Annotated in this window: 22 protein-coding genes and 3 tRNA genes; 13 read left to right on the top strand and 12 right to left on the bottom strand. The window is 38.7% G+C overall.

The genetic code is table 11. From position 1 onward, the window contains the following. Positions 1 to 66 precede the first annotated feature (66 nt). Genes BM143_RS14300 through BM143_RS14315 form a run of 4 tightly spaced genes read left to right on the top strand, consistent with a single transcriptional unit; the run spans position 67 to position 6,769 of the window. A complete protein-coding gene (locus tag BM143_RS14300; RefSeq protein ID WP_090025118.1) occupies positions 67 to 2,097 on the top strand; it encodes a TonB-dependent receptor plug domain-containing protein in 2,031 nt (676 codons plus the stop codon). Next, positions 2,094 to 3,227, top strand: a complete 1,134-nt coding sequence (locus BM143_RS14305; protein ID WP_090025119.1) for a YncE family protein — start codon at positions 2,094 to 2,096, stop codon at positions 3,225 to 3,227. Before BM143_RS14300 ends, BM143_RS14305 begins: the two co-directional genes overlap by 4 nt. A gap of 14 nt (positions 3,228 to 3,241) precedes the next feature. Beyond that, a complete protein-coding gene (locus BM143_RS14310) occupies positions 3,242 to 4,450 on the top strand; it encodes a cell surface protein (protein WP_090025120.1) in 1,209 nt (402 codons plus the stop codon). Between the two features lie 39 nt (positions 4,451 to 4,489). Continuing rightward, positions 4,490 to 6,769 (top strand): DUF5074 domain-containing protein, encoded by a 2,280-nt coding sequence (locus BM143_RS14315; RefSeq protein ID WP_090025121.1) that lies wholly within the window; start codon positions 4,490 to 4,492, stop codon positions 6,767 to 6,769. Positions 6,770 to 6,895: 126 nt separating this feature from the next. Here BM143_RS14315 and BM143_RS14320 read toward each other — a convergent pair whose 3' ends face one another. From BM143_RS14320 to BM143_RS14340, 5 genes are all read right to left on the bottom strand, one after another. Beyond that, positions 6,896 to 7,669, bottom strand: a complete 774-nt coding sequence (locus BM143_RS14320) for a T9SS type A sorting domain-containing protein (protein WP_034726104.1) — start codon at positions 7,667 to 7,669, stop codon at positions 6,896 to 6,898. A 177-nt stretch (positions 7,670 to 7,846) separates the two neighbouring features. Continuing rightward, positions 7,847 to 9,052 carry an MFS transporter gene (locus BM143_RS14325; RefSeq protein WP_090025122.1) on the bottom strand — a complete coding sequence of 402 codons (1,206 nt, stop codon included), beginning with the start codon at positions 9,050 to 9,052 and terminating at the stop codon, positions 7,847 to 7,849. A 55-nt stretch (positions 9,053 to 9,107) separates the two neighbouring features. Continuing rightward, positions 9,108 to 9,764 (bottom strand): FadR/GntR family transcriptional regulator, encoded by a 657-nt coding sequence (locus BM143_RS14330; RefSeq protein ID WP_167375298.1) that lies wholly within the window; start codon positions 9,762 to 9,764, stop codon positions 9,108 to 9,110. Positions 9,765 to 9,952: 188 nt separating this feature from the next. Then, complete coding sequence (locus BM143_RS14335; protein WP_090025124.1) at positions 9,953 to 11,605, bottom strand: serine hydrolase domain-containing protein; 1,653 nt, start codon at positions 11,603 to 11,605, stop codon at positions 9,953 to 9,955. A gap of 120 nt (positions 11,606 to 11,725) precedes the next feature. Further along, a complete protein-coding gene (locus tag BM143_RS14340; RefSeq protein ID WP_090025125.1) occupies positions 11,726 to 12,763 on the bottom strand; it encodes a helix-turn-helix domain-containing protein in 1,038 nt (345 codons plus the stop codon). A 448-nt stretch (positions 12,764 to 13,211) separates the two neighbouring features. Between BM143_RS14340 and tssD the strand changes: the two genes are divergently transcribed. The 6 genes from tssD (at position 13,212) to BM143_RS14370 (ending at position 19,062) form a co-directional block, all read left to right on the top strand. Then, positions 13,212 to 13,616: a type VI secretion system tube protein TssD gene (gene tssD / locus BM143_RS14345; RefSeq protein WP_090025126.1), complete on the top strand. Its 405-nt coding sequence runs from the start codon at positions 13,212 to 13,214 to the stop codon at positions 13,614 to 13,616. A 240-nt stretch (positions 13,617 to 13,856) separates the two neighbouring features. Continuing rightward, complete coding sequence (locus BM143_RS14350; protein ID WP_090025127.1) at positions 13,857 to 16,025, top strand: type VI secretion system Vgr family protein; 2,169 nt, start codon at positions 13,857 to 13,859, stop codon at positions 16,023 to 16,025. A 6-nt stretch (positions 16,026 to 16,031) separates the two neighbouring features. Further along, a complete protein-coding gene (locus tag BM143_RS14355) occupies positions 16,032 to 16,838 on the top strand; it encodes a hypothetical protein (RefSeq protein WP_090025128.1) in 807 nt (268 codons plus the stop codon). A 4-nt stretch (positions 16,839 to 16,842) separates the two neighbouring features. Beyond that, positions 16,843 to 18,483 carry a polymorphic toxin-type HINT domain-containing protein gene (locus BM143_RS14360; RefSeq protein ID WP_090025129.1) on the top strand — a complete coding sequence of 547 codons (1,641 nt, stop codon included), beginning with the start codon at positions 16,843 to 16,845 and terminating at the stop codon, positions 18,481 to 18,483. A gap of 11 nt (positions 18,484 to 18,494) precedes the next feature. Then, positions 18,495 to 18,791: a hypothetical protein gene (locus BM143_RS14365; protein WP_090025130.1), complete on the top strand. Its 297-nt coding sequence runs from the start codon at positions 18,495 to 18,497 to the stop codon at positions 18,789 to 18,791. A gap of 79 nt (positions 18,792 to 18,870) precedes the next feature. Then, positions 18,871 to 19,062, top strand: a complete 192-nt coding sequence (locus BM143_RS14370) for a hypothetical protein (protein ID WP_090025131.1) — start codon at positions 18,871 to 18,873, stop codon at positions 19,060 to 19,062. A gap of 399 nt (positions 19,063 to 19,461) precedes the next feature. Here BM143_RS14370 and BM143_RS14375 read toward each other — a convergent pair. The 6 genes from BM143_RS14375 to BM143_RS14400 all read right to left on the bottom strand — a co-directional run bounded on the left by BM143_RS14375 (position 19,462) and on the right by BM143_RS14400 (position 21,792). Then, a tRNA-Glu gene (locus BM143_RS14375) sits at positions 19,462 to 19,533 on the bottom strand. Positions 19,534 to 19,633: 100 nt separating this feature from the next. Continuing rightward, positions 19,634 to 19,705: transfer RNA gene (locus BM143_RS14380), tRNA-Glu, on the bottom strand. 10 nt (positions 19,706 to 19,715) lie between these two features. Continuing rightward, the gene (rpsT, locus tag BM143_RS14385; protein ID WP_034726096.1) at positions 19,716 to 19,970 is read right to left on the bottom strand and encodes a 30S ribosomal protein S20; all 255 of its coding nucleotides are present in this window, start codon (positions 19,968 to 19,970) and stop codon (positions 19,716 to 19,718) included. Between the two features lie 67 nt (positions 19,971 to 20,037). After that, entirely contained in the window at positions 20,038 to 20,358 is a 321-nt protein-coding gene (locus BM143_RS14390) for a hypothetical protein (protein WP_047454243.1), read from the bottom strand. Between the two features lie 11 nt (positions 20,359 to 20,369). Further along, positions 20,370 to 20,444 (bottom strand) — tRNA-Glu (locus BM143_RS14395). Positions 20,445 to 20,502: 58 nt separating this feature from the next. Next, on the bottom strand, positions 20,503 to 21,792 hold the full coding sequence (locus BM143_RS14400) for an N-acetylmuramoyl-L-alanine amidase family protein (RefSeq protein WP_034726093.1): 1,290 nt from the start codon (positions 21,790 to 21,792) through the stop codon (positions 20,503 to 20,505). A 53-nt stretch (positions 21,793 to 21,845) separates the two neighbouring features. Here BM143_RS14400 and BM143_RS14405 point away from each other — a divergent pair, with 53 nt between their 5' ends. From BM143_RS14405 to BM143_RS14415, 3 genes are all read left to right on the top strand, one after another. Next, positions 21,846 to 24,431 carry a putative LPS assembly protein LptD gene (locus BM143_RS14405; protein ID WP_090025132.1) on the top strand — a complete coding sequence of 862 codons (2,586 nt, stop codon included), beginning with the start codon at positions 21,846 to 21,848 and terminating at the stop codon, positions 24,429 to 24,431. A 142-nt stretch (positions 24,432 to 24,573) separates the two neighbouring features. Next, positions 24,574 to 24,954, top strand: a complete 381-nt coding sequence (locus BM143_RS14410) for a RidA family protein (RefSeq protein ID WP_034738882.1) — start codon at positions 24,574 to 24,576, stop codon at positions 24,952 to 24,954. After that, positions 24,954 to 25,409 carry a hypothetical protein gene (locus BM143_RS14415; RefSeq protein WP_034726085.1) on the top strand — a complete coding sequence of 152 codons (456 nt, stop codon included), beginning with the start codon at positions 24,954 to 24,956 and terminating at the stop codon, positions 25,407 to 25,409. Before BM143_RS14410 ends, BM143_RS14415 begins: the two co-directional genes overlap by 1 nt. Before the next feature lie 62 nt (positions 25,410 to 25,471). Here the strand turns inward: BM143_RS14415 and BM143_RS14420 are convergent, their stop codons facing one another. After that, complete coding sequence (locus BM143_RS14420; RefSeq protein WP_090025133.1) at positions 25,472 to 26,998, bottom strand: trypsin-like peptidase domain-containing protein; 1,527 nt, start codon at positions 26,996 to 26,998, stop codon at positions 25,472 to 25,474. Positions 26,999 to 27,000: the final 2 nt, after the last annotated feature.

Consider the following 27,000-nt stretch of genomic DNA (forward strand, 5'->3'; position numbering starts at 1 on the left):
GTAACAGCTGCGCTTTATCTTTGCTATCTTATATCCATTAGCGTCAACATTATTCTCAATGAGCTAATGGTCAGAAAATTTACTGCTTCACAGTTTAAAAAAGGCGTTATCACATTATTTGTGGCAGCATCTCAACTTCTATTCTCACAATCCGGAGACACCATCAGGGAGAAAACCATTCTTCCGATCCAGATTTACAAAAAAGATTTTAAAGAAATTCTTCCTGCACAGGTCCTTTCCGGGGAGCAGCTTGAAAGGCTGAACAGTCAGTCGGTGGCTGATGCCTTACGGTATTTTTCAGGAGTTCAGATCAAAGACTATGGTGGAATGGGCGGTCTGAAAACGGTGAATATCCGCAGTATGGGAAGCCAGCATGTGGGTGTTTTCTATGACGGTATCCAGCTGGGGAATATTCAGAACGGAATCGTGGATCTTGGAAAGTTTTCCCTGGATGATCTTGAAGCTATTTCTTTATACAACGGTCAGAAAAGTGAAATTTTTCAGCCAGCAAAGGACTTCGGATCTTCCGGATCTATTTACCTTCAGCCTAAAATACCTGTTTTTAAAGGAGATCAGAAGACCAACTTAACGGTGAAGCTGAAATTAGGCTCCATCAGTTTATTTAATCCTTCCTTCCGTGTGGAACAGAAGCTTTCAGACGGAGTTTCGGCAAGTTTCAGTTCGGAATTTGTACAGAGTGATGGATTGTATAAGTATAAATACGAAAAGAAAAATTCTGACGGTTCCGTTGCCAATGATACCATTGCGAGAAGATATGATTCCTATATCCGTGCGAAGCGTTTTGAAGGCGCCTTAAACGGAACTATTAATGATGGAAGCTGGAGTGTACGCGGATTCGGCTATATTTCCGATCGTGGAGTTCCTACAGCCATTGTTAATAATAATTTTACGCCTAAAGGCCAGCAGATGCTGGATGAGAACTATTTTGTTCAGGCCAGTTTCCGTAAAAAATTATTTCCAAAATTCGAAACGCAGCTCAAAGCTAAATTTGCCTATGACTACACCCGGTTTTTAGATACCGTGAATGTGGCAACAACCGTTCTGCCGATAGACAATTCTTATGTTCAGAGAGAACTCTATTTTTCCAATTCCAATATCTATTCTATTAATAAAAACTGGGATGTAAGTGCAAGCTTTGACTTTCAGTACAATAATCTCGATGCCAGCCTAAGGGATTTTTCATATCCTACACGATATACTTCACTCGTTGCTTTTGCTACGACCTATCAGTGGAATCGTTTTAAATTTTTGGGAAGCCTTCTCGGAACTTTTGTCCATGAAGAAGTGAAGATGAATGCAAAATCTCCTGATAAAACCGAATGGACTCCTTCTGCTTTCCTGAGCTACCAGCCTTTTCAATCCAGAGAGCTTACCGTAAGGGCTTTCTACAAAAGAGTCTTCAGGATGCCGACTTTCAATGATCTGTATTACACGATGATCGGAAATGTGATGCTGAAACCTGAATACACGAACCAGTATGATGCAGGTTTTACCTACGAAAAACTCTATGACCATCAATTTTTTAAAGGCATCTATGTGAAAGTAGATGGCTATTATAATGAAGTAGAGAACAAGATTATCGCTGTTCCTACCACCAATCTTTTCAGATGGATGATGGTGAATCTGGGTGAAGTGAAAATCATCGGGGCAGACGTGAATGTTCAGGCGGAATTTGATATCAATAAAGTGAAACTGAAACCTTTGGTAAGCTATACCTATCAGCGTGCCGGTGATTATACCGATAAAAGTGACGACTATTACGGAGACCAGATTTCCTATGTGCCGTGGCATGCCCTAACCTTTACCATGATGGCAGATTATAAAGACTGGAGTTTCAATTACAGTTTTATGTATACCGGAGAGCGTTATGATGCTCAGCTGAATAATATCAAAGCCAATTATCTTCAGCCGTGGTACACGCATGATTTATCCGTTCAGAAAAAATTCAACTGGCATTCTCACCAGATTAAAGCCGGTTTTGAGGTCAATAATGTCCTTAATCAATACTATGACGTGGTCAGGAATTATCCGATGCCCGGAAGAAATTTTAAACTTATTGTAAGCTTTACATTATGAAAAAACTAAACTTTTGCCTGCTGGCTTTTACCCTTTTCTTCCTGTTCTCATGTAGGACAGATGACAATATAGTTCCTTCGGAAACTAAAGAGGTAAGCAACGGTGAAGATACTCCTATTAAAGGGTTTTATCTTCTGAACGAAGGAAATATGGGCAGCAACAAATGTACGCTCGATTATTTCGATTATGCGACAGGAACATACCGCAAGAATATTTATGGAGAAACTAATCCTTCTGTGGTAAAAGAATTGGGTGATGTGGGAAACCATATCATGATCTACGGAAGCAAAATGTATGTGGTGGTGAATGTTTCCAATAAAATTGAAGTCCTGGAAGCAAAAACAGCTAAACGAATTAAAACCATACAGCTGCAGAATTGCCGTTATCTGGCTTTTAAAGGAAATAAAGTCTATGCCAGCAGCTATGCGGGGCCGGTTGAACTGAATCCGAACTCTCCACCGGGAAAAGTAGTAGAAATTGATACAACATCACTGAACATCGAGAGACAGGTCGTAGTCGGGTATCAGCCGGAAGAAATAGAAGTGATGGGAAATCAGCTTTTTGTAGCCAATTCCGGAGGGTATATGTTCCCGAATTATGATAAAACCGTATCTGTTATTGATCTGAGCAGCTTTACGCAAACCAAGAAAATTGATGTAGCCATTAATCTTCACCGTATTAAGAAAGACAATTATGGAGATTTGTATGTGAGTTCCAGAGGAGATTATTACAATATTCCATCCAGTCTTTTCCTTGTGGATGCTGCTACAGGAACCGTAAAAAAAGACTTTCATGTCGCCGTCAGCGGAATGACGATTGTGAATGACAAGCTGTACTATTATGGAAATGAATTTAACTACAATACCCATGCTTATGTCAAAACCTTCGGAATCATCGATGTAAAGACGGAGCAGGTTATTTCCAACAAAATTATCGACCAGCAATATGTGGATGAGATCAAAGCACCTTACGGAATTGCTGTAAACCCTTATACAGAAGACATCTATCTAACGGATGCGAAAAACTATGTGACCACAGGATATGTGTACTGTTTCGACAAGACCGGGAAATTCAAGTGGAAAACAGAAGGCGGGAATATCCCAGCTCACTTTGCTTTTTTATATAAATAATCAGATCAGAAAAAATGGAAATAAAAACCAAACATATTTTAAAAACGATATTGCTCTCTTCGGTTCTGTTAGGAACTGCAGCTTGTAAAAGCGACAGTGAAGAAGGGGTAGAGGAAGTAACTTTTCCTGCGGAAGTGCTTAAAGAATCTTATACGATTGACAGGCTTAAGCTTTTGAATATTGATCCTAAAATTGAGGGTAAATTAACATGGAGCATTAATGATGCTGTGATTTCCGATCAGCTACAGCTGGATTTTGTGAGTCCAACCGTACAAAATTATCCTTTGACCCTGAAAGTAGAGTTGAAAGGAGCGGTGAAGATTTATAAGTCAACGATCATTGTGAATAAAGAACTTACACCTTACAGCAAATATATTTCAGATGTCTTTGAATTCCGTCCGGCAGTAGGCCAGTTTATGAATGAAATCCCGGAATATGCTAACGGATATACAGAGACCGATATGATTAGAAAAGCAAAAGAATCATTGGTAGGAGGAAATTCTACGATGATTACGCTTGGCGGCTTCGGTGGCTATGTTAGTTTCGGCTTCGATCATACGATTCCCAATCTTGATGGAAAAGATTTTAAAATTCTCGGAAATGCATTCTGGGGAAATGATGCCAATGCCACCAGATCAGGATCTTGCGAACCCGGTATCATCATGGTTGGCTACGATAAAAATAAAAACGGTAAACCGGACGAAGATGAATGGTACGAGATTGCCGGCAGCGAATATTTTAAAAATTCAACAACAAAAAATTACAGCATAACCTACTTCAAACCCAACGAAAGTAAGCCCCCCGTTCCCGGAAGTGAGTTTTGGCAAGCTGATGTGGAGTACATCAAGTGGCAGGACAATATTGGGAATTCTGGATTTAAAACTAAAAATGCCTTCCATGCACAAAGCTACTATCCTTTATGGCTCTCCAGCGCTTCTTATAGCCTGACGGGGACCAGACTTAAGGATAATTTTCATGACCAGAGCGGAACGGGGACTTATTGGGTGGGAACATCATATGATTACGGCTATGCAGACAATGCCCCGAACAACGATGAAGCTTCCAATATAGACATTTCGTGGGCCGTAGATAAGAACGGAAAGTATGTAAAACTTCCGGGCATCGATTTTATTAAGGTGTATACGGGAATCAATCAGGAAGCCGGCTGGCTTGGAGAAGTTTCTACAGAAGTGGCAGGAGCTTATGATTTACATCTCAATTAATCATACAAACAACAAAATTTAATACATATAATTCTAAAAATGAAAAAGTTTTACCTTTTTACCGTACTGTTTCTGTTTGCGTTCTTTGCGAATGCACAGATAAAAGTACAGGGCGTACCCAGAAATGATATTCAGGGTACCGGCAGCAATCAGCTGAATACAACAGTAACGACCACCATCAACTTTTCTGATATCCAGTATTGGGTGGGAAGCGGTACCAACGAAGCTGCTTTCGTGGTACAGTGGAATGACAGCAAAAATCCTGATGCTTTGGTATGGGGCTTCAGATGGAACGGAAACGCTACCGGAGAAGATATGCTGAAAGCAATTGCCAAGGCAGATCACAGGTTTTTCACATTGCTTTATCCGGGAACACAGTTCGGAACAGCAATCGGAGGAATGGGTTTTGACCTGAACGGGCAGAACACCAATGCGCTTTACAAAAGCGGAAATGTAACCTATCCTTATTATCCTGTCAATGGGATTGTTAATACTGCTGCCTATGATTTTGATGATTACACCGCAGCAGATGCTACGGATCATTGGGGATCAGGATGGTACAACAGCTACTGGTCATATTGGGTAAAAGATCCTACCGATGCTGATTTTGGATATTCAGGAGTAGGTGCTACATCCCGCGTGCTTCAGAATGGTTCATTTGATGTATGGAATTTTAACGTAGGAATGGCTAGTTTCCCTATTTCTTCGACATTAACGCCGGTATCTCCTTACGTTACATCAACCAATTTCACGAATGGATATTTCATGGTAAATGAAGATTGGTATGGACACACCAACGGTTCCGTAAACTTCATTGATAACAACGGACAGATCAATTACCGTGTTTACAGCAATGCCAATAACAACCATGCTTTTGGTGCTACCACTCAGTATGGAACGATCTACGGAGATAAATTCTATTTTATTTCAAAGCAAGCGGCAGACGGTGGCGATACTCAATATACTCCGGGTGGAAGACTTGTTGTAGCCAATGCGCAGACGATGCAGAAAATCGCAGGATTTAATAACATTGGAGGGGGTGACGGAAGATCATTCGTTGGGGTGAATGAAAATAAAGGATACATCGGAGCTTCTAACGGTATTTTTGTATTTGATATCGCTAATATGCAGGTTGGAAGTCTGATCACCGGAACAGGTGGCGGCGGCCAATATGCGGGGCAGATCGGAAATATGGTCCGTTCTTCAAAATATGTATTTGCCGTGAAGCAGTCTGCAGGAATTTTAGTGATTGACCCTGCAACTGATACTTTGGTGAGTACAATTCCTGGTGCATTCCATTCTGTTGTTCAGGCAAAAGACGGAAGTATCTGGGCTATCCAGGATCAGAAAGTGGTGAACATTAATACAACGACATTTGCAACGACTCCATATAATATCCCTACGACTAAATATTTAGGATCCTGGGGAGCATGGAACGCAGGAAGCTTTACAGCGAGCAGCAAGCAGAATGTTTTATACTGGAATAACTCGGTCAACAGTTTTGTATCAGGAGCACAAATTGTAAAATTTGATGTAACGACAAAAACATTTAACGAAAGCTTTGCAACCATTCCGGGTCAGACAGGTACTTACAAACAGATTCCTTATGGTGCCGGACTTCGTGTGAACCCTACAACAGATGAGTTAATCTTAAATACGACAGAAAGTGGCTACGGAGCACACTACCAGAAAAACTGGATCCATACTTATGATGCCAACGGAACCCTTACCAATACAAAAACACTTAACGATTACTATTGGTTCCCATCTTTGGCTGTATTCCCGGATAATACACTTCCTACAGTAAGCAGTACTTTCCCTTCACAGGTTAGTGTGAACAGTGCGTCTGTAATTGATCTGAAAACAATCGTTTCTGATGAGGATAACCTTTCATCAGCTATTGTAAAATCAATTAAATCCAATTCAAATCCGGCAGCTGTTTCTGCAGTGATTAACGAAAATGACGAACTTGTTCTTACCCCAATTACTTCAGGAAATGCTGATATTAAAATTGCATTTAATTCAAATGGTAAAGTAGTTGAGAAAACGCTTACCGTAAACAGTACAGTTTCTGTTTTAGCAACTGCTGAAGTGAAGAAAATTGAATTCAGCATCTACCCGAATCCGGTGACCGATATTCTGACCATCAAAACTCAGGAGAAAATCCTAAACGTTTCCGTTTATGATGCTTCCGGAAAAGTGGTGAATACACAGCTTAACAATGGCCAGATCAATGTAAGCATGCTTCCGAACGGAGTATATATTCTGAAAGCGGTAACTGATAAAGCAGTTTACCAACAGAAATTAATTAAAAAATAGTTTTCACAGTCTATTTTATTTCAATGAATCGGCGGCCCTGCGGGCCGCCGATTTTTTTGCTGTTAAAGAGGCAAAAAAAACTCCGGCAGGCTGAAAGCCTGCCGGAGTTTTAATATGTCCTTTTACTTAGTTTGTAATTCTGATCTTACGGGTGTAAGTCTTTTTATCTTTTGCTTCCACTGTCAGGATATAAACACCTTCAGGCTGTGGAGTAGACAGTTCGAAAGTATTTGATTTCAGGGTAGAACGGTGTACTTCTTTTCCTGAAGTATTTCTTAGACTAACTTCGGCTCCTTCCAATGGAACGGTACCACCCAGAGTAATCTGTCCAGCTTTGCTGTAAGCCATGATCGTAGCAAGAGGATCCTGGTAAGCGTAATACACTCTGAATCCGCCACCAAGACTCAATACACCTCCGCTCAGTCTTATTTTAACAGCGTTATATGAGCTGGCAGGAGTAAGTTCAATCGTGGCTCTGTTAGGAGTGTCTGCTAGTTTCAGTAAACTGGCCGTGATCATTTGACTGTCATTATTAGACGTTGTTCCGCTGATCGTTTCTATATACACACCGCTCAACAGTTGAACTGTCAGAGGAATGTTATTGGTTCCGATACCGATTACTAATTTGGTGTTGATTCTTACTTCAGGGAATCTAAGAGTTTGCTCAACGCCTCCTAATAAAACAGTACCCATGACCATGGTAGAATAGTTGTCTTCGTTGTCTCCCACGGCATTCAGAGGATTCTGTACGGCACATCCCAGACATACTCCATATACATTGGAGTACTGATCGTTGGCGTAGATCCTGCTTTGTGCTTGTGTATTACTCGATTGGAATAAAAATGCTAAAAACAATGCGGCCTGGAAAAGGCGGCTCTTGGAAAGTAGAATAGATTTCATACTATAGAGATTTAAGGTTAATGTTTTAACCAAATTTAAGCATAAAAGTATATGTATACAATATTATCTCTATAAAATGTGAAATATATAATAATTCCTTAACGTTGAACATGTTGATTGTCAGAAAATAATTTGATCTGAAATCTGTACATCTGTTTTTGCATCATTATTTCCAGCTTATTTTTTTCGCCCTTTAATATTAGGTAAGAAAGCGGTAATAATCCCGATTAGAGGTAAAAAAGCACAGATTCTGAATACATATTCGATTCCGGTATCATCAGCTACAGCTCCTAAAACGGCAGAACCGATTCCTCCCATCCCAAACATAAATCCGAAAAATAATCCGGCCACCAATCCAATTTTATTAGGCATAAGATCGGTAGCATAAACCAATATGGCAGAAAATGCGGATGCGATAATTAACCCTATTAAAACAGCAAATACGATGGTCCAGCCCAGAGAAAGATAGGGAAGACAAAGGGTAAAAGGTGCTGCTCCAAGAATCGAAGCCCAAATGATTTTCTTTCTTCCATATTTATCACCTAATTTTCCACCGAGAATTGTTCCAATAGCTACAGCGGCAAGAAACATGAATAAATACAGCTGGGAATCCTGCACAGAAATATGAAACTTATCAATCAGAAAGAATGTAAAATAATTGGTCATAGATGCCAGATAGATGTATTTGGAAAAAACCAAAGCCAATAGAATGGTAATAGAAAAAATTACCTTTTTGCGGGACAGCTGTATTTCAATGATGTTATCCGGATGTTTGGCTGATTTCTTAAGGGATAACCTTTCTGCATACCAGTTTCCGATCCTCCATAATACGATGATTCCTATAAAGGCAGCAATCGCAAAAAGAGCGACGTAACCTTGTCCCAACGGAAGTATGATTAATGCAACCAATAAAGGCCCGATAGCACTTCCCGAATTTCCGCCTACCTGAAAGATGGATTGAGCCAGTCCTTTTTGTCCACCGGATGCCAGTTGGGCAACCCTTGAAGCTTCAGGGTGAAAAATGGAGGATCCCATCCCAATCAGTCCAACGGCAATAAGAATCACATAATATTGATGAGCGGCTGCCAGAAGTAATAAACCTGCCATTGACAGCCCCATTCCTATGGCCAGAGATCTTGGGTTCGGTTTTTTATCAGTGTAAATTCCAACAAACGGCTGTAAAATAGAAGCCGTAAGCTGAAACACCAGCGTAATGATTCCGATCTGTGCAAAAGATAAACTGAATTCACCTTTCAGAATAGGATATAATGAAGGAATCGTAGATTGGATCAGATCATTCAGCAAATGTGAAAAACTGATCATAAATAAAATAGGGTAAACAATTTTAGTGGTATCAATGGTTTGTGTCTGTACCTTTTCCATAATGTTGTCTTTAATTCATCAGGTCATCTGATGAATTTGATTATAATTTTAATAATTAGTATACTTTTTCAACAATGAGCTGAGCAATACGGGCAGCCGTGTCGGAATCTTTATTTTCAATAGCTTTATAAAGATCAGTATGTATTTTTTGAGAAAGTTTGAAAGAGTCCGTATTGTTATTGTGACTGACTTCAAAAGTTCTGAGAATATGCTTACTGGCAATTCGGTAGATTTCTTTCAATAGGGTATTGCCACAGGCTTCGGCAATAGATATATGGAAATTAATGTCTGCCTGATAACACTCCAGTGCCTGGTTGTCTTTTGCAAACCGATCTCTGAGATCCAGATACATTTTAATCGTCCCCAGCTCCTTATCACTTCGGTTAGCCGCTGCTTTCGCTGCAATCTTTGAATCTAAGAGAGCACGAACCTCATAAACTTCGTTGAATTCTGCATTATTGATCTGGTCTTCCAGCGATTCCTGGATATTCTTAGAAGTAACAAAGGTACCCACACCTTGCTGTACACTCAGAACTCCTTTTATCGATAAAATTTTTATAGCCTCCCGGATGCTTGAACGCCCGACACCATATATTTTCATCAGTTCCGGTTCAATTGGAAGTTTATCACCAACAGCATATTCTTCATTGGTAATCCCCTGAATTAATCTCTCTGCGACTTCCTGAGCTAATGATTTTCTTTGAATTTGCATAAACATCTTATCATCTGATGAATGCAAAGGTATGGCTTTTTTTTAATAATTGAATATAAATTTTAAAAGGATTTTATTTACCTGAAAAAAGGATAAGATGGATGAGTAGTTCAGCAAACCATGTCAAGGTTCAAAACCTTGACATGGTTAAACACTGGAAATAACCTTAGTAACTAAGGAAGATAAAACTATTTTATTTTTTTAAATTCAATATTAGAAAGATTAGATCCCGATAACATAAATTCAGTGACTCCATTATTTTGATCATACTTAAAATCAAGCTGTCCGAAATAATCCGTTGTAGAGTAGAAGCTTGTAGGAGTTAAAGGATGGAGTTCAATATTACCATTCAAAGGATGTTTGGCTATAAGCTTATTTTTTTCAACGACGAGTTGATAGGTTGTATTAAATTCTTCATTCCTGTAGAAACCAATTAATTTATTCAAAACCATTGTATCAGATTTAGGAGGATTCAACTTTATCTTTTCTGCAGTATAGGTGAAATCAGCAATTCTAAGGGTAACCGATCCGCTATGAAAGGTTAAGCTTGCTGTAGGAATAGAGGTAATTTTAAATTTTCCGTCACCGATGATCTGAAGCGGTTCTTTACCATTTCGGTTATAGGTTCCCATAGAAAGATCTTTCCCTTCCGTAGATATTTCAAGAAAATTTCCAGGACTGAATGCATACACTCCCTCAAATTTCTTAAGCTCAGCAGGAGTATAAGTTGTTTTTTGCGGTAACGGAGGAAGTGTTTCTTGGTCTTTGAGAAAGAAATCTACCAATTGATACACAATCTGCAAACCTTCAAAGCTCTGCTTGTTACCTAGCATAACAATAGAAAACTGTTGTGAAGGAACATGTAGAATATAGGCACGATAGCCGACTGTACCGCCACCGTGAAATATAATGTCTAAGCCTTTATACTTTTCCGTTTGCAGGCCCAATCCGTATTCTATGGTTTTGCCCGTATTGAGTACAGTATTTTTTTGCATTGTATTGTAGAGCTCATGGCTTCCCTGCACTGGATTTTGAAAATTGATAGCCCATTGACTCAGGTCATTCAGCGTTGTATAAATATTGGACGAGCCATCCACCATTTGTGCGATAGGAAACTTTAGAAAAGTATTACCGTTTGGCCGGTAAGATTCTGCCGCATTGGGAATGATTTTATCAGGATCGTCTAATGCTATGGTATTTTTCATGTGCAAAGGGTTAAAAATATATTCCTTTGCGATTTCGTTAAAATCCTTTTTATAAACCCTGTGGAGAATTTCAGCAAGGAGCGTGAAACCGGTATTATTATATTGGTACTTTTTTCCGGGAGGGAAGTTGATGCTTTTAATGCCCAGAAGGGTCTGTACTCCTTCCTCATGGGTCACTTTAAATTCATCCCCAAAACCCTGTAGTTTCTTAATTTCAGAAAAATTGGGTAATCCGTGGGTATGATTGGCTAACTGACGGATCGTAATTTTGTAGGGAAGATGCTTCAGCTCCGGAAGATAGATTCTGATGTCATCTTCTAAGGATAATTTTCCTTCTTTTTCAGCTAAAAGAGTAATAAATGCAGTAAACTGTTTGGATACGGAGGCTATATTAAAAGCCGTGGAATCTGTGATCGGAGTTTTGTTTTCCAGATTAGCCAGTCCGTAGGTTTTCTTATAGATTGCTTTTCCATCTTTTATAATGGCAATGGCCATGCCTGGCGCATTTTCCTGTTGATAGACATTCAGCAGAGAGTCTGTTCTTCTGACCGGATCAGTTGGTTTGGATTGGGCAGAGCAGAGTCCGGAACTCAATAAAGAAAAAAGGAACAATGCCCATTGGATTGGTAGCTTCATTTGATTTAATTTTTAAATGATGAAGCAAATCTGGAAATTTACCATGAGCTAAACATCCGACTATCGGAAACCGGACTGATTTTAAAGCATAAAAACAGTCCGACTTAAAATCGGACACTTTTAAATGCTTGATTTCCTGTAATCTGTAGGCGTTAAGTTAGTTTCCTTTTTAAACGCCGTATAGAATGAAGATTTTGAGTTGAAGCCTACTTCGTACAATATTTCCAGTACAGTTAGCTGCGATTGTTCCTTCAGAAGAGTTTTGGCGTCATTAATTCTGAACTCGTTGATAAAGTCGAAAAAATGTTTTCCGGTATGTTGATTGATCAAAAGCGACAATTGCTTTTCTGGTAGATGAATTTGTTCAGCCAATTTCTGCAATGTCAGCTTATCATCCAAATAAGGTTTTTCAGTTTCCATGAATTGGAGAAGACTTTTCAATTGCTCCGGTTGTTCTTTTACTTCATTGTCTGATTGTACAGGAACCAGATCTTTATTGATTCCCGCAAACAGGTTAGGCCGGTATAAAGCATTCAGCACAAACCAGGTGATCACAAATAAGACAAATACAGAGGTGAAGGTGAATAAGTAATTATAGACAGGACTATCTTTCTCAACAAATCCCCGGATAAGAACGAAGATATTTCCTATCAGAAAAAGGAAAGTGGTTTGCATCAGCCATTGGTAGGTAAGATGATGATTGCTGGAATAATTTTCCTGATATAGTTTTCTGAAATTCTGCAACACCAGAAATACAGCAATGATGTAAAAGTAATACTGAATGATAGAGATCACATCAAATATCTTGTAATCCTGTTCTGAAATTCCTGTAACGCTGAAGAAGCAAAAAACGAATAAAAATGGCAGCCCATGCAAAAGATGCTTTTTCTGAAGTTTGAAATTATAATAACAGGCCGAGTTGACATACAAATAATACAGAGGCATCTGCAGCAGAACACTAGCCAGTTTCCCGCCTTTGATTATTTTAGAGTCGGGTGGTGACAGGAAAAGACCGGAAAAATCGATCACAGATATCAGGAGAAAAGCAGCAAATAAATAATCAGGCAATTTTCTTTCAGATTTTGCAGTAATCAGAAAAACACTTAACAGTAAAAACAAAAAAACAATAATCTTACCTAAATCGTTAATAAATGCCATGTTTTTATTTTGAATATTACAAAACTACACATTATAGTTTCTCTTGTAAGAATTAATATACAGATCAATAGTTTTATCGCACTGACCTTACAATAAGAGGAGATTATGTTTTGTGAAAAATACGGAGACTAAAGTAATATTGGAGTTAATTACAGTGTAAATATGAGTGAAAAATAAGCAATGATTCTGCAGTGCCTGATAGTGCAGAATAAATAAGGAAGCCATAAAAATTATGAAACCAAATTGTTTTTAAAATAATATGTTAATTTATTTAACAGTTTTAATTTGCTGTAAATGAAATGATTGCTTGTGTATTTAAATCCTTTATAGTAGAATTACTACAAAAAATGAGAAACCTGTATAAATGTTTTGCTGATAGAATAGAAGCTCTTAATTTTGGTAAACACCCAATGACAAATCAAAAAATATTAACATTTGAAATTTACCAATCATGACAGCAAATTCAAGAGGAATTTTAAAATTCAACGGAAGCGATGGTCAGAAACTTCTTAAACTTAATTACAGTGTATCCAGATCGACGGATGTTTCAGGACGTGTTGCATCAGACCCGTCTAATGCACTCATCAAAGTAACGGTAGAAGCTACAGAAAAATCAGACATTCTTGAAAGTTTACTTAATGGTAAATATAAACCTACAGGCGGAGAGATTATTTTTAATAAATCACATGAAGAAGGAACCCTTATTACACTAACCTGGGAAAACGGATATGTGGTTCAGCATGAAATCGATTTTGATGCGGTAGACGAAAACTCTATGCTCATCAGTTTCGTAGTAAGTGCTGAAAAAATTACCTACGGCAGTTCAGCCTTTGATGGAGGATGGCCCATATAGCCTGACTCCTTTTAAATAATGAATGTAAGACAGAACAGTATACTTATCCAGGTACGCTGTTCTGTTTTGGTGTTTCATTCATCAGTAGGGGGGAGTGCATATGTTTTTACAGTTTTTTCTGCAAATTCAAACAACTGGATAATACGGCATATTTCATTTTTTCTACTTGATGAAAAATTATTGAGTATCATTTTACTCATAGGATCTAAAAAACAAAGTCACAAATATTAAAAAAATCTTATGTTTCAGGATAATAAATCTTCAAAAAAACAACAGGCTCCAAAAAACTTAAAAAGTTCCGGAGCAGTAGAGGACCTGCAGGAAAAAGCGGTACGGAAAGGTGCTGTAAAAGCAGGTGAAAAGATTAAGAAAGCAGGACAGAAGATCAATCAGGCTCAGAGCTATGCGGGATCTATTCAGAATACTTCCACGATGTTTATGAACGAGAACCGCCAGCAGAACAATCCACTGACAACAGACGGGAAATTATGGCTCAATCAGCCTACCTCAAAGATTCATAATGCTGCATCAATTCCTACAAACCAAATTTTAGGAATAAACAGAGTTGTGAAACTTGAAATTGTTATTGATGGAAAAGTAATAGCACATTTTAAGCATTTCACCCTTAGTCAAAGCGCTGTAAAGCACCACTGCTTCAGTCTTACACTCGCATATGATACCTTAGGGAGCGCTGAGAATCATAATCTGGAGGAGGCTCAGAATTTCTTGGGAAAAAGGATTACAGTGATTTTTAAATACAAAGATGTTGAGGACAGCCCTGAAAGAAATTTTGTGGGGGTCATTACCGAAGTCGGTTTCAGCCAGGAAAAAGGAAGTCTGGGAAATATTATTCTTACAGGCAGCAGTCCAACCGTTCTTTTGGATGCTGCGCCCCATATTCAGAGCTTTGGAGGTGCTCAGGAAATAAGCTTGAATAGTATAGCCGATCATATGATCAAAGAGGGGCTGGGTCAAAATAAATTTGATTTCAGAGTAGATTCCCGGCATGGGAATGTGTCTTACAGCTCACAGTATGAAGAAACCCATTACAATTATTTGGCAAGAATGGCTGAAGCCTATGGTGAGCAGTTCTTTTATGATGGTGAGGTACTTCACTTTGGTCAGCTTCCTCCGTCTGAAGAACCTGTAAAACTTACCTATGGAAGCAGTGTTAATGATGTTAAGATCAAAATGAAAGCGCAGCATGTCAATCCTACTTTCTATGGATATAACAGTAGTAAGAATGAAAAACTGACTGCAGGAAGCTCAAAGATCAGCCATGTATCAGATATTGCCAAAAGAGCATACGAGATATCAGAGAAAACATTTACAACTCCTTCTTTAAGAGTAGCCCCTATTAAAGCTTCTACCTTTATGGATATTGATGCTTCACAGAAAGCTACAGCGGGCAGTAAGGCCGTGGATGTTTTTATCACCTCAGGAAGTACTACGGTTCCTTTTTTATATCCAGGATGTACAGCAGATGTTGAAATGCGTAAAGCAGATACCAATCAGACTTCTTACTTTACAAAATTGATGATTACTGAAGTAAGCCACGAAGTAGATGCCAGAGGGTATTATACCGGAAACTTTGAAGCCATCGCAGCAGATACAGGGTTTATCCCAAGGCCAGAATTTGATTTACCAAAAGCAGAAGCCCAGTTTGCCAAAGTAATTTCCAATACAGATCCATTGAATCAGGGGCGGGTACAGGTCCAGTTTGATTGGCAGAATGGCCCAGATACCACTGAATTTATACGGGTGATGACTCCTGATGCAGGCGGAAGCGATAAAGTAAGTAAAAACCGCGGTTTTATGGCAATCCCCGAAGTTGGAGATCAGGTGGTTGTGAATTTTGTTCATCAACATCCGGATAGGCCTTTTGTAATGGGAGGAATGTTTCACGGCGGTGTTGGCGGTGGAGGCGGGCAAAACAATAATGTTAAAAGCTTAAGCAGCAGAAGTGGTAATAAACTGGAGCTTGATGACGGAGCCGGATCTGTATTTCTGACAGATCAGGGAGGAGCAAATATGAAATTTGACGGAGCCGGAAATGCAACAACTCATGCCAATAATGATAAAAATGTAACAGTCGGAAACAACAATACAGTGAAGGCTGGAAATACCAATATGATTAATGTAGGTGACAATTCAATTCTTCAGATGGACAAATCCGGAAAGGTTTCACTCACTGCCACTACTGAATTTAAAATAGTGGTGGGAGCCAGTACGGTAATTATTGATAAAGACGGGAATATTACAGTCAATGGAAAAGAAATAAAAGTAGATGCCAAAAATAACATTAGTGTTTCTGCTACCAATGAAGCAAAAATCGGAGGCAAAAAAGTTAATATATCAGGAAGTTCAGAAGTGCAGATTAATGGAAGTAAAGTAAATATTAATAAGTAGATACGTATGGAGATCGGGAAAGAATATGTATATCATACAGATATTATTGGAAAAACTAAAGTGCACAGTCTGGATAGTAATTATAAGATAAATATCAAAACAGCAGTTACTTTTAATGGTAAGGATCCTGATGAGGATTATCACATTTTTGAAATTACGGAAACAGACTACAATCTGGAAATGTATGAGGACCCTCTCATTGTTCAGATTACCGAGATGACCAATAAAATATGCAGTTTATACAGCACTCTTGTGGTTGGAGTCAATAGAAAGGGCGAAATAGCTAAAATATATAATGGAGATGAAATCCGGGAGAAATGGAAAGGGGTGAAAGAATGGTTAACCAATGCCCACCCCATAGAAGCATATGAAATTATCAGAGCAAAAGAATATGAACTGACTAATGAAGAAATGGAAATTAAAAGCATCAGATACATTCATTTTCTTTACCAGTTTTTCTATATTTTCGGAAAAGAACCTATTAATGAAGGTTCAAAAAGTTATCAGAGAAGAGAGGATATGGACCGGTTTGGGGCTGGCGTGGTAATGCCTGTCAATATCTCTGTTTCCGAAAAAGTAATAGAGCAGAATTTCAGTGAATGGAACGTGGACGGACAACTGATCCGGGACGATAAAATGATACGAAGGCTGCGGGAGTTTGCGAAAGACAACTATATGCATCCTGAATACAAAGTAAAAGGAAAGTACTTGTATGATGAAAGAGTTCTTGTAAAGTCTGATTTTACAATCACCGAACAACTGGGTGAGTTCTTTTATTATCACTGTTTTATGGATACTCACTTAGAAATATAATCGTATGGCTGATGAACAATATCTTACCGAAAAACATTACGTAGTCTGTGATAAAGGCGTTGCACCCAAAAAAATGAAGGTAACCAGTCAGGATTTTGTGACTTTCAGTGGTGATAAGGCTGCGACAGAACTGGATACTTTAAAAGGAAATAATTTTATCTGCTTGGGGAAAACAGCATTCATTGCAGGAGCCGTAGCAGGTATAGCTGTCGGGATTTGTGCCATGATTCCCGGTCCGGGATGGCTTGTTGCTGCTATTATTGCTGCTGCCATATTAGCTGCCGTTGCTATAGGCGCTCTGAAATGCAAGGCTGCAGCGGCTACCAGAAAATGGACCAATACGGCTCAAAAATTTTCTATAGAAGAGCATAAAGCGCTTACACTGTCCTCCATTATGGTCTGTCCTGCAGAAGGAGGAACCATTACCCCAAAAGAGACGGCTTGGGAAGCCTGGGGAAGTGCAGCGCTTACCAACCTTGGGCATGTCGCCAATTTTGCTTTCGGCTTTCTTGCAGGACGGGGTGGTACGGCAATGGTAACAGGAGCCGGATCAGCAGCCATGGGGGCAGCAACATTAAGAGAGGGTGCCACCACATTTGCCAGAAGTTTCGGACAGCAGTTTATGAATACAGCAAGGAAGGAATTGATAGAACAGTTTACCTTCAAAGGATTTAAAAATGCTCCGTTTTTCTGTAAACTGATGCGGGGTGCCGGTATCGGTGGGGCGTATTACGATCAGTATAATATCTGGAGCAGTGATAAAAGTGCCCTTGAAAAACTGCAGGAAAGCGGAGTAAGCCTGATATTGGGTATTTTTGCCGCCAAAGGGGCAACCTTAGTATGTTTTCCCGCAGGAACGAAAGTGCATGCTCAAAAGGGACTGGTCAATATCGAGGATCTATTGGAAGGAGATTTGGTGCTGACGTATAATGAAGAAACAAAACAGACAGAATACAAAGCCATTCTGGTTAAACATGAACGTTATACAATGCAGATGCTGTCTCTGGAACTTCCTACCGGGGAATTTGTAAGGGTAACGCCTGAACATCGTTTCTTTTGTAATGATGAATGGATAGAAGCAAGAGATTTGAGTCCCGGAGATGTATTACATTTAAAAGGTGGTCATTATACTACAATCATAAGTGTAGAAACATTGCCGCATTACGAAAAAGTTTATAACTTCGATATTGAGGATAATGAAAATTATTATGTTACTGAGGATGGAATTCTGGTGCATAATGGGTATAAAATTGATGAAGCAGAATCTGCAGGTGGCCACTCAATTGAAAGACATGGATCTCAATTATCGGAAGCAGAAATGCAACAAAGAGTATTAGGAACTCATCCATCTATGCCACAATCGAGGACAGCTATGAAATTTGACAGCCCGGAAGTTCATCAGTCAGCAGTTGACGCAGCATTTGATGCAAAAAAAGCTGATATTGATGAACATTTTGCCAATGGTGGAGATTATAAAGAATGGGAATATGATTATGGAAGCCAGACAGGAACTGGTTATACAAATACCCAAACCAGATCAAACCCGAATTCTGTACCTGTTTCATCAAATAAAGTAACCATTGCTATGAAACCGGATGGAAATGGTGGCTATACTCTTGATAGTGCTTATCCAAGTTATCCGTAAAAAAAATAATTATGAATAAAACAATAGAACAACTGAAAGGGCTTTTGGCCGAATTTTTTAAGTATTATAAGTACAAAGATGCTGTTAATAAAATTAAAGATTTGAAAACCTCCGGAAAACTTTCCGATGAAGTATGGGATAAGATTAAAAATCTAATTAATGACCGGGATCTACCAAAAGGGCAAGCTTTAAACCTTGTTGCTTTTGATGCTAATTTACCACTTGATGAAGATACCGAAGATGAAGCATACAAATGGCTGGATTTATTTATAAGTAATATTGAAAGTAACGAAATTATTGAGTATTAGTTCCATATAATATTCATAAAATAATTTCTGTAATGGACGTTTTTTACTAAAAACATGAAAAAAAATAAGTGTAAAATTTGTGAGAAATAAAGAAACGCTCAGAGGAAAATTGAAAACATATATCTGTTCTGAAGATACGGGCTATGATGAAATGACACTTTCTTTTTTAGATATAAACTTTAGCAAAGAATTTACGGGAGAAGAAAAATTAATATTTATAAATATGCTGTCGGAACTCAATTTTCAAATTGATGATAGAACAAATAAGTAGCAAAAAGGTTTCCGAAAAGGAAGCCTTTTTTATTGAGACTATACCTTAGATATTGAAGCCGGGCAAAATGATTGTATAAACGATGATATTGTCGCAGAATGGATGCGCTTATCCCGGTTATCCGTAAAAAAAATGATAAGCAAAACAATAGAACAACTGAAAGGGCTTTGACCGTGGTCTCCCAAAAAGACCGGCTTTAAACCTTGTTGCTTCTTACGCTAATGTACCACCTGATAAGATACTGAAGATGAAGCACACCACTGGCTGGGTTTATTTATAAGTAATATTGGCAGTAACGAAATTATTGAGTATTCATTCTATATAATATCCATAAAGAATATCGAGTTCTTATAAAACAAAAAAACTCTGATAAAAATACCAGAGTCTTTTGTTGTTAAGTAGCCCGTAGGGGAATCGAACCCCTCTTACCAGAATGAAAATCTGAGGTCCTAACCGATAGACGAACGGGCCATCTACCAAACTGTAAATAAAATACCTACAGGGTTAGTTTTTTGTTTTTATAAGTTTCGACTCTTAGTTTAACCACCCGGTTAGTAGTGATTAAGTTTTGTAGCCCGTAGGGGAATCGAACCCCTCTTACCAGAATGAAAATCTGAGGTCCTAACCGATAGACGAACGGGCCAACTATACTATTACGCTAATTTATTAACGTGCTTTGTCAATTTGCTCTTTAAGTTAGCAGCTTTGTTCTTGTGGATGATATTTTTCTTAGCTAATCTATCCAATAAAGCGATAACTTTTGGAAGTTGCTCAGTAGCTGAAGCTTTATCTTCCTCATTTCTCAAAACTTTGATTGCTGTTCTAGCAGTTTTGTGGTAGTATCTGTTACGAACTTTTCTAACTTCGTTTTGTCTAATTCTCTTTAGTGCTGATTTATGATTTGCCATATCGTTCAAATGTGAGTGCAAAACTATAAACTTTTTTTTAATCTGCCAAATTTATTTTTAAAATTTTTCAATTTTCTTCTGACAGGTATTTTCTGAGTTTATCTATTGCTTGTTCTATTTTTAAATTCTCTTGTTCTCGTTCTATTTTCTTGATTGTGCTACTTAACATAATCATTGCGTTGTTCCATTCTCCAGTGGTGTTGGTGAAGGTAAGTCCATCAATTGTTACTTCAAAGGCGACCCTTTCTCCAGTCCGGTAAAGTCTGAAACTTATTTTATCATCCCTGCCTGTAATCCCGTCTTCATTGATTTGTAAATCGTAACTTTTTGGGTTAGAGTGGATTTTCTTAAAAAGAAGTTTTGCTTCTTGTATTTTTAAATCCGGCATGATATCAAATTTGGTAGCCTATAGGAGAATCGAACTCCTGTTGCAAGGATGAAAACCTTGAGTCCTAACCACTAGACGAATAGGCCAAATTTTGAGGTTGCAAAAGTAATGATTAACTTTTTAACTTCAAAATTATTTTTCAAATTATTTAAAAACTTTTTGAATAATCGTATTCTTGATTCCCTTGGTTTCAAGGTCTTTTTGAAGCTTTACAGCATCCTCTAAAGTGAATACTTTTCCATACGTATAGTAGAAAACTCCGTTCTCTTTATTTCGTTCTACATCCTTCAGTGTCTGTAAGATAAATGAGTTTCCGTTCAGCTTTTCGCCCGTATAAACCTCAATAGTATAGTAGCCTGAAAGCAGTTTTTGATTAGGCATAAATCCTACCGCATACGCATTTCTAAACCCTGCATCTTTGGCTGTTTTTAAATTGATGTCTTTTACGGAAGCCATGTTCGTAACCCCATAATAATATTTGTACTGTCCGTTATCTTTTAGAGGAAGAATGTAATTCAGACCTTTTAAGGCAGGATCTCCATCGTTGTATTTTACAGGTGAACTCAGCAGTAAAATTCTGAAATCATTTTTAAGAGGCGACTCTGCAGGCTTCTCCGGTTCAGGTTTTTTTACAGCCATGGATGAACCTCCTGTTTTTCGGTCAATTGCTTTTTTATAATCGATGATGGCATTGTAGATACTTTCTGAAATTTCGTTCTGACCCTTTTCGGAGGCCAAATAGTGGCTTTCCTCGGGGTGGTTGATGAATCCGGTCTCTATCAGTACGGAAGGCATGGCATTCATACGGAGAACGTGTAGGTTCTTCTGGAAAACACCTCTTGAAAATCTTTTATCTTTATTCACGAAATTATCTTCCACCAATCCGCCAAGCAATAAACTGGACTCGAGATATTTATTCTGCTGCAGTTTCAGAGCGATAAGAGATTCCGGAGAACTTGGGTTATAAGAGCCGAAGGTCTGTCTGTCTTTTTCATCCAGAAAGATCACGTCATTTTCTCTTTTGGCTACTTCCAGGTTTTCGTCGTTCTGATTGGGGCCCTGTACATAGGTTTCAGTTCCGTAAGCGGTAGGTCTCTGCGAAGAGTTACAGTGAATAGACACAAAAAGATCGGCCTTACTTCTGTTCGCCAGGTTGGTTCTGTCCGAAAGAGAAGGATATTCGTCAAATTTACGGGTGTATATTACTTTGAAATCTCTGTTTTTCTCCAACATTGCCCCTACTTTTAGTGTAACGGCGAGCGTAACGTCTTTTTCTGCAACCCTTCCAATGTCTGCATAAGATCGGTTCGCTCCGTGGTCACTTCCCCCATGACCAGCATCTAAAACGATCGTAAACTTCTTTTGCGAAAATATTAAAGTGCTCGAAAAAATAAGGAGAAATGATAAAATTATTTTAAAATTTTGGTTGTGCATCTTACAGTTTTAAAAATTATATTAATTTTGAGCCTTAATTATATAGAACAAAATTGGCCAAAACCGTCCTCAAAAATATATTACAAATTTTAATTATCCTAATTTTTAACAATTTTTTAGCACAGAAAACACCTGAAAAATTGCCTAAAAATGTGGTTAATGATACTATTTCCAAAAAGGATACCATTGTTGTAAAAAAGGAATCTTTAGATGATATTCTTCGCACCAAAGCGGAAGATCAGCGAAGAGATGTCCCTAAGAAAATGACATTCCTCAACAAAAAAGCCCAGGTAAAATACCAGGATATGCAGATTGATGCGGATTATATTTCTATCGACGACAATAAAAATCTCATCTATGCCCGTGGAAAACAGGATTCTTTGGGGAAGATTATTGAGCCTGTAATTACTACTCAGGCGGGGAAAAAATACGAAACCAACGAATTCAGCTACAATACCAAAACGAAGCAGGCTATTGCATTTAATGCGAGAACCGAAGAAAACGAAGGAGTAATCACCGCACAGAAAACCAAAAAGTATAACGACTCCGTCTTCGCCATGAAGAACGCAGATTATACGACCGATGAATATTATATCAAGAAAAAAGATACAGCATCGGATTATTTCATGCGTGCCTCTAATATCAAGCTGATCAAGACTAAAAATAAATCACAGATCGTCACCGGACCTATCCAGATGTATATCGAAAAGGTTCCCACTCCTCTGATTTTACCGTTTGCTATCCTTCCGTTTTCAGACAAGAGGGCAGCCGGTATCCTGATCCCGAGTTTTGGGGAAAGAGAGGATGTCGGGTTTTTCCTCAACGGGTTGGGGTATTATCAGCCAATAGGGGAACATTTTGACCTTAAGGTACTTGCCGATATTTATACCAAAGGAAGCTGGAATGTACGGCCGCAGATGAACTATCTGAAAAAATACAGGTATTCAGGAACATTTACAGCAGACATCGGGACCATGGTACGTGGAATCAAAGGGCTTGATGATTATACCAAAAACAGTACGTACAGAATTGCATGGACGCACACTCAGGATTCAAAATCCAATCCTTTCCTTACTTTCAGTGCTTCCGTAGATATCGTAAGTACGAAGTTTTATAACAATAACCTGAACAATAATTATATTTTCAACCAGAACGTCCTGAATACCCAGCAGAATTCAGCGGTAACCATAACCAAAAGGTTTTTGAAACTGCCGATTACGATTACAGGATCTGCATCATATGCTCAAAATTTTGCCACCGGACTGGCGGATCTCCGTCTTCCTCAGATGAACGTAGCGATCAATCAGTTTTATCTGTTTAAATCTAAAACAGGGGTAAGACAGGGACTTCTTGAGAACATTACAGTGAATACAGGTTTCAACCTGACGAACTTTGCAAGTACTCAGGAAAATGAACTTTTTACAAAGGCGATGTGGGATAAAATGCAGACAGGACTTAAAAATAATATTGCCTTAGGAACCAATACAACGGTAGCGAAATATTTCACATTCAGTTTAAGTGCCAATATTGACAACGCATTAACGACAAAAACCCTTAAAAGATACTACGATCCGATAAAAACGGTTGATGTAGATGAAGTTCAGAAAAATATTAGAGGATATTCTACCTTCTCTACTTCTGCCAGTCTTCAGACCACTCTTTACGGAATGCTGAAATTCAAAAAAGGAGCTGCCGTAGAAGCGGTGAGACATATGATGACGCCGAGTCTTAGCTTTACCTATTCACCGGATTTCTCCAGCCCGGGTTTCGGATATTACAGAAATTATTATAATGCGGAAGGTGCTTTGACTCCTTATTCTATTTTTGATAAAGGAATTGTGGGAAGCCCGTCAAGTGGAGTAGTAGGCGCTTTAGGTTTCAATATCGGGAACAATATTGAAATGAAGGTGAAATCTAAGAGTGACTCTACGGGAGTGAAGAAAATTAAAATCTTCGAATCCCTTAGCTTGTCAGGGAATTATAACTTTGCAGCAAAAGATCACCCGTGGTCTGTATTCAGTATCAACGGACAGTCATCTTTCTTTAATAATAAGTTAAACGTAAACACCAGTCTTTCACTGGATCCTTATAGAATTGATTTTGCTCCGGGTGCTACCCAGGGTATAAGAACGGAAGAGTTCGGTCATTTCAGTGTACAGGGATTCAATGTACAGCTTTCTTATCCTTTGAGCAGCGAGATTTTCGGCGAGAAAACAGATTATGCTAAAAAGTATCCTGCAAAAGGAGAAGTGAGGAATGAGAGTTATTATTTTGATGATGATAACTACGCTCATTTCGATCAGGCGTGGACTTTAAATATCAATGCAAACTATGCCTATTCAAAGGGAACTTCCTTACTTGGAACCAAAATTGCTTCTGTAGGTCTGGATGGTAGTATTAAGCTTACTCCTTACTGGAATATCAACGGAAGTACGCATTTTGACTTGGTGACGAAAGATCTGGCGTATACCAGAATCGGATTCTCAAGAGACCAGCGAAGTTTTACAATCAACTTTAACTGGGTGCCTTTCGGACAGTATAAAGTATATGACTTCTTTATCGGTATCAAAGCCAATATCTTAAGTGATGCGCTGAAGTACAAAGACAGAAGTTTTACACAGCCTAACGCACCTTTCTAATATCAGATTGACTATTGTAAATATAAATTTTATATTTGCAACCAAAATAAATTCAATGAAATCACTGTTAACGAAATCAGTTAGCAAACAAATACCGGAAATAGTGATGGCATATGACTTTTGAAAAAATAAATACCCATATATGAAACAAATAATCAACACAGTTAATGCACCTGCAGCAATCGGGCCTTATTCACAAGCTAATATGGCCAACGGAATTTTATATATTTCCGGACAGATTCCTGTAGATCCTGCAACTGGTAAATTGGTAGAGGGAATTGAGAAGGAAACACATCAGGTGATGAAAAACCTTGAGGCGATCCTTACTGAAGCTGGAATGACCTTTAAAAACGTAGTAAAAGCCACCATCTTCCTTAAGAGCATGGATGATTTTGCGGTAATGAATGATATTTATGCTTCATATCTTGATGCAGACAGCTACCCGGCGCGTGAAACAGTACAGGTTTCTTGTCTGCCTAAGAATGTGGATATTGAAATTTCTATGATTGCACATCAGGATTAATGAATTTTATTAGAAATACAGTTGCGGTTCTGGTAGGCCTTGGTATAGCGGGGCTTATTATCACTCTTGGTATAAGGGTTTTTCCGCAATGGATCACTTTCGAAGCTTTTGCCCCTTTTGAGCACTGGCAGAGATTTCTTTTCAGCATGAAGAACGACAATGCATTTTTCGGTTTTCTGCTGTTTATTTCCGGCCTGGGATCTACGATTGGAGGAGTGGCTACTGCTCTTATCGTGAAGTACGCTAAGGTGGCTTATGCGATTCTTATCGGCTTCATTATGCTTTTCATTGCCATGCTGGATGTTATTATATTTCCATATCATCCTACGTTTTATAAGATTTCTATTTTCCTTACGTTTTTCCCGTTTTCGTGGATAGGAGGAAAGATTGTAGAAGTCATTTATGAGCGGAACAAAAAGAAAAGGATTGCTGAGAAAATGAACAAAACCAAATAAAAAAAACGCTGCAGATTCTGCAGCGTTTTTTGTTGATATGAAAAGACTGTTGTCTTTATGTATTAAGGCATTCTGAACCCTTTGGTATAGATTCTTCCGTAGTCATCCACAAACTTCACCTGTACATTCCCCTGGTATTTATCCAGTACCTTTTCTACATCTTTCTGTGAATTTACCGGCTTGCCATTGATCTCGATAATGATATAGTTATCTACGATTCCGATCTTAGCCATTTCGCTTCCTTCGCTTACGTTTTTAGCAACTACACCGCTGTTCAGTCCGTATTCTGTTTTGAATTTTTCAGTAAGCGGATCAAAGTCGGCTCCTATTTTTTCAGAGACGCTCAGGTCAGCTTTTGTTCTGGTCGTAGTTCCTCCCTTCTGGTCTTTAAGCGTTACCGTAGTTGTACTTTCTTTACCGTTTCTTGAGTAAGTTACCTGAACTTTATCACCCGGACGTTTGCTTCCGATAGACATGGAAAGATCCGCAAAATCTGTAATGTCATAGGTGTCAATTTTAGTGATGATATCTCCTTTTTTCAATCCTGCATCTTCAGCACCACTGTTGTCTCCAAATCCTGTTACATAAACTCCTGAACCTACTTTAAGAGTGGTTTTATACTGCTTGTTGTAAGCCGTTACCTGCTGATCGCTGGAAAGGTCTAATGACGAAACGCCCAAGAATCCTCTCTGTACGATTCCGAATTTCTTGATATCCTCAACAATTTTTCTTGCTAAGTTAGCCGGAACTGCAAATCCGTATCCCTGATAGTATCCAGTAGTAGACTGGATCGCAGAGTTGATCCCGATAAGATCACCATTAACGTTTACCAGTGCTCCTCCTGAGTTACCCGGGTTAATCGCGGCATCGGTCTGGATAAAGCTTTCAATTGGGTTGGTAGCCTTCCCCTGACCTCCTAAGATCCCGATTCCTCTTCCTTTAGCAGAAACAATACCTGCTGTTACTGTAGAGTTTAATCCAAGCGGGTTTCCTACAGCAAGTACCCATTGTCCAACTTCAATATTGTCTGAATTGGCGAAATTTAAATAAGGAAGTCCTTTTTCTTCGATCTTAAGTAAGGAAATATCTGTATTCGGGTCAGTACCTACAAGCGTTGCGATATAAGATTTTTTGTTGCTCAAAACAACTTCCAGTTTATTCGCTCCTGCCACCACGTGGTTGTTCGAAATGATATATCCGTCCGGTGAAATGATCACCCCGGATCCCATTCCTGAGGGCATATTGTCCGGTGCCTGCTGCTTCTGTCTCTGCTGTCCTCTTCCTCCAAAAGGATCTCCGAAGAAGAAATCAAACAAATCCTGTTCTGAAGCTCTGCTTGTAGATCTGCTTTGATAATTTTTAATAGTAACCACTGCCGGAACGGTCGTTTTTGATGCCTTTACGAAATCATCGCCCACAGTTGCTGTATTCATTCCTACGAATGAGGCGTTAGGTGCCGCAGCGGTGAAGTAAGATTGGTCAGCATTATTGTTATGCTTACCGAAATATTGTAATGTCCCAACGGTAGTAGCTCCTGAGACAACGCCCACTACTGCAAATGGTAATAGTTTTTTTAAAGTACTCTTCATTG

This window comes from Chryseobacterium oleae (assembly GCF_900115055.1).
Taxonomy (GTDB): domain Bacteria; phylum Bacteroidota; class Bacteroidia; order Flavobacteriales; family Weeksellaceae; genus Chryseobacterium; species Chryseobacterium oleae.

Excerpts from the sequence above, each read along its gene's own strand:
- BM143_RS14300 (WP_090025118.1), top strand. The coding sequence starts at position 67 with ATGGTCAGAAAATTTACTGCTTCACAGTTTAAAAAAGGCGTTATCACA.
- BM143_RS14305 (WP_090025119.1), top strand. The coding sequence starts at position 2,094 with ATGAAAAAACTAAACTTTTGCCTGCTGGCTTTTACCCTTTTCTTCCTG.
- BM143_RS14310 (WP_090025120.1), top strand. The coding sequence starts at position 3,242 with ATGGAAATAAAAACCAAACATATTTTAAAAACGATATTGCTCTCTTCG.
- BM143_RS14315 (WP_090025121.1), top strand. The coding sequence starts at position 4,490 with ATGAAAAAGTTTTACCTTTTTACCGTACTGTTTCTGTTTGCGTTCTTT.
- BM143_RS14320 (WP_034726104.1), bottom strand. The coding sequence starts at position 7,669 with ATGAAATCTATTCTACTTTCCAAGAGCCGCCTTTTCCAGGCCGCATTG.
- BM143_RS14325 (WP_090025122.1), bottom strand. The coding sequence starts at position 9,052 with ATGGAAAAGGTACAGACACAAACCATTGATACCACTAAAATTGTTTAC.
- BM143_RS14330 (WP_167375298.1), bottom strand. The coding sequence starts at position 9,764 with ATGCAAATTCAAAGAAAATCATTAGCTCAGGAAGTCGCAGAGAGATTA.
- BM143_RS14335 (WP_090025124.1), bottom strand. The coding sequence starts at position 11,605 with ATGAAGCTACCAATCCAATGGGCATTGTTCCTTTTTTCTTTATTGAGT.
- BM143_RS14340 (WP_090025125.1), bottom strand. The coding sequence starts at position 12,763 with ATGGCATTTATTAACGATTTAGGTAAGATTATTGTTTTTTTGTTTTTA.
- BM143_RS14350 (WP_090025127.1), top strand. The coding sequence starts at position 13,857 with ATGTTTCAGGATAATAAATCTTCAAAAAAACAACAGGCTCCAAAAAAC.
- BM143_RS14355 (WP_090025128.1), top strand. The coding sequence starts at position 16,032 with ATGGAGATCGGGAAAGAATATGTATATCATACAGATATTATTGGAAAA.
- BM143_RS14360 (WP_090025129.1), top strand. The coding sequence starts at position 16,843 with ATGGCTGATGAACAATATCTTACCGAAAAACATTACGTAGTCTGTGAT.
- BM143_RS14365 (WP_090025130.1), top strand. The coding sequence starts at position 18,495 with ATGAATAAAACAATAGAACAACTGAAAGGGCTTTTGGCCGAATTTTTT.
- rpsT (WP_034726096.1), bottom strand. The coding sequence starts at position 19,970 with ATGGCAAATCATAAATCAGCACTAAAGAGAATTAGACAAAACGAAGTT.
- BM143_RS14390 (WP_047454243.1), bottom strand. The coding sequence starts at position 20,358 with ATGCCGGATTTAAAAATACAAGAAGCAAAACTTCTTTTTAAGAAAATC.
- BM143_RS14400 (WP_034726093.1), bottom strand. The coding sequence starts at position 21,792 with ATGCACAACCAAAATTTTAAAATAATTTTATCATTTCTCCTTATTTTT.
- BM143_RS14410 (WP_034738882.1), top strand. The coding sequence starts at position 24,574 with ATGAAACAAATAATCAACACAGTTAATGCACCTGCAGCAATCGGGCCT.
- BM143_RS14415 (WP_034726085.1), top strand. The coding sequence starts at position 24,954 with ATGAATTTTATTAGAAATACAGTTGCGGTTCTGGTAGGCCTTGGTATA.
- BM143_RS14420 (WP_090025133.1), bottom strand. The coding sequence starts at position 26,998 with ATGAAGAGTACTTTAAAAAAACTATTACCATTTGCAGTAGTGGGCGTT.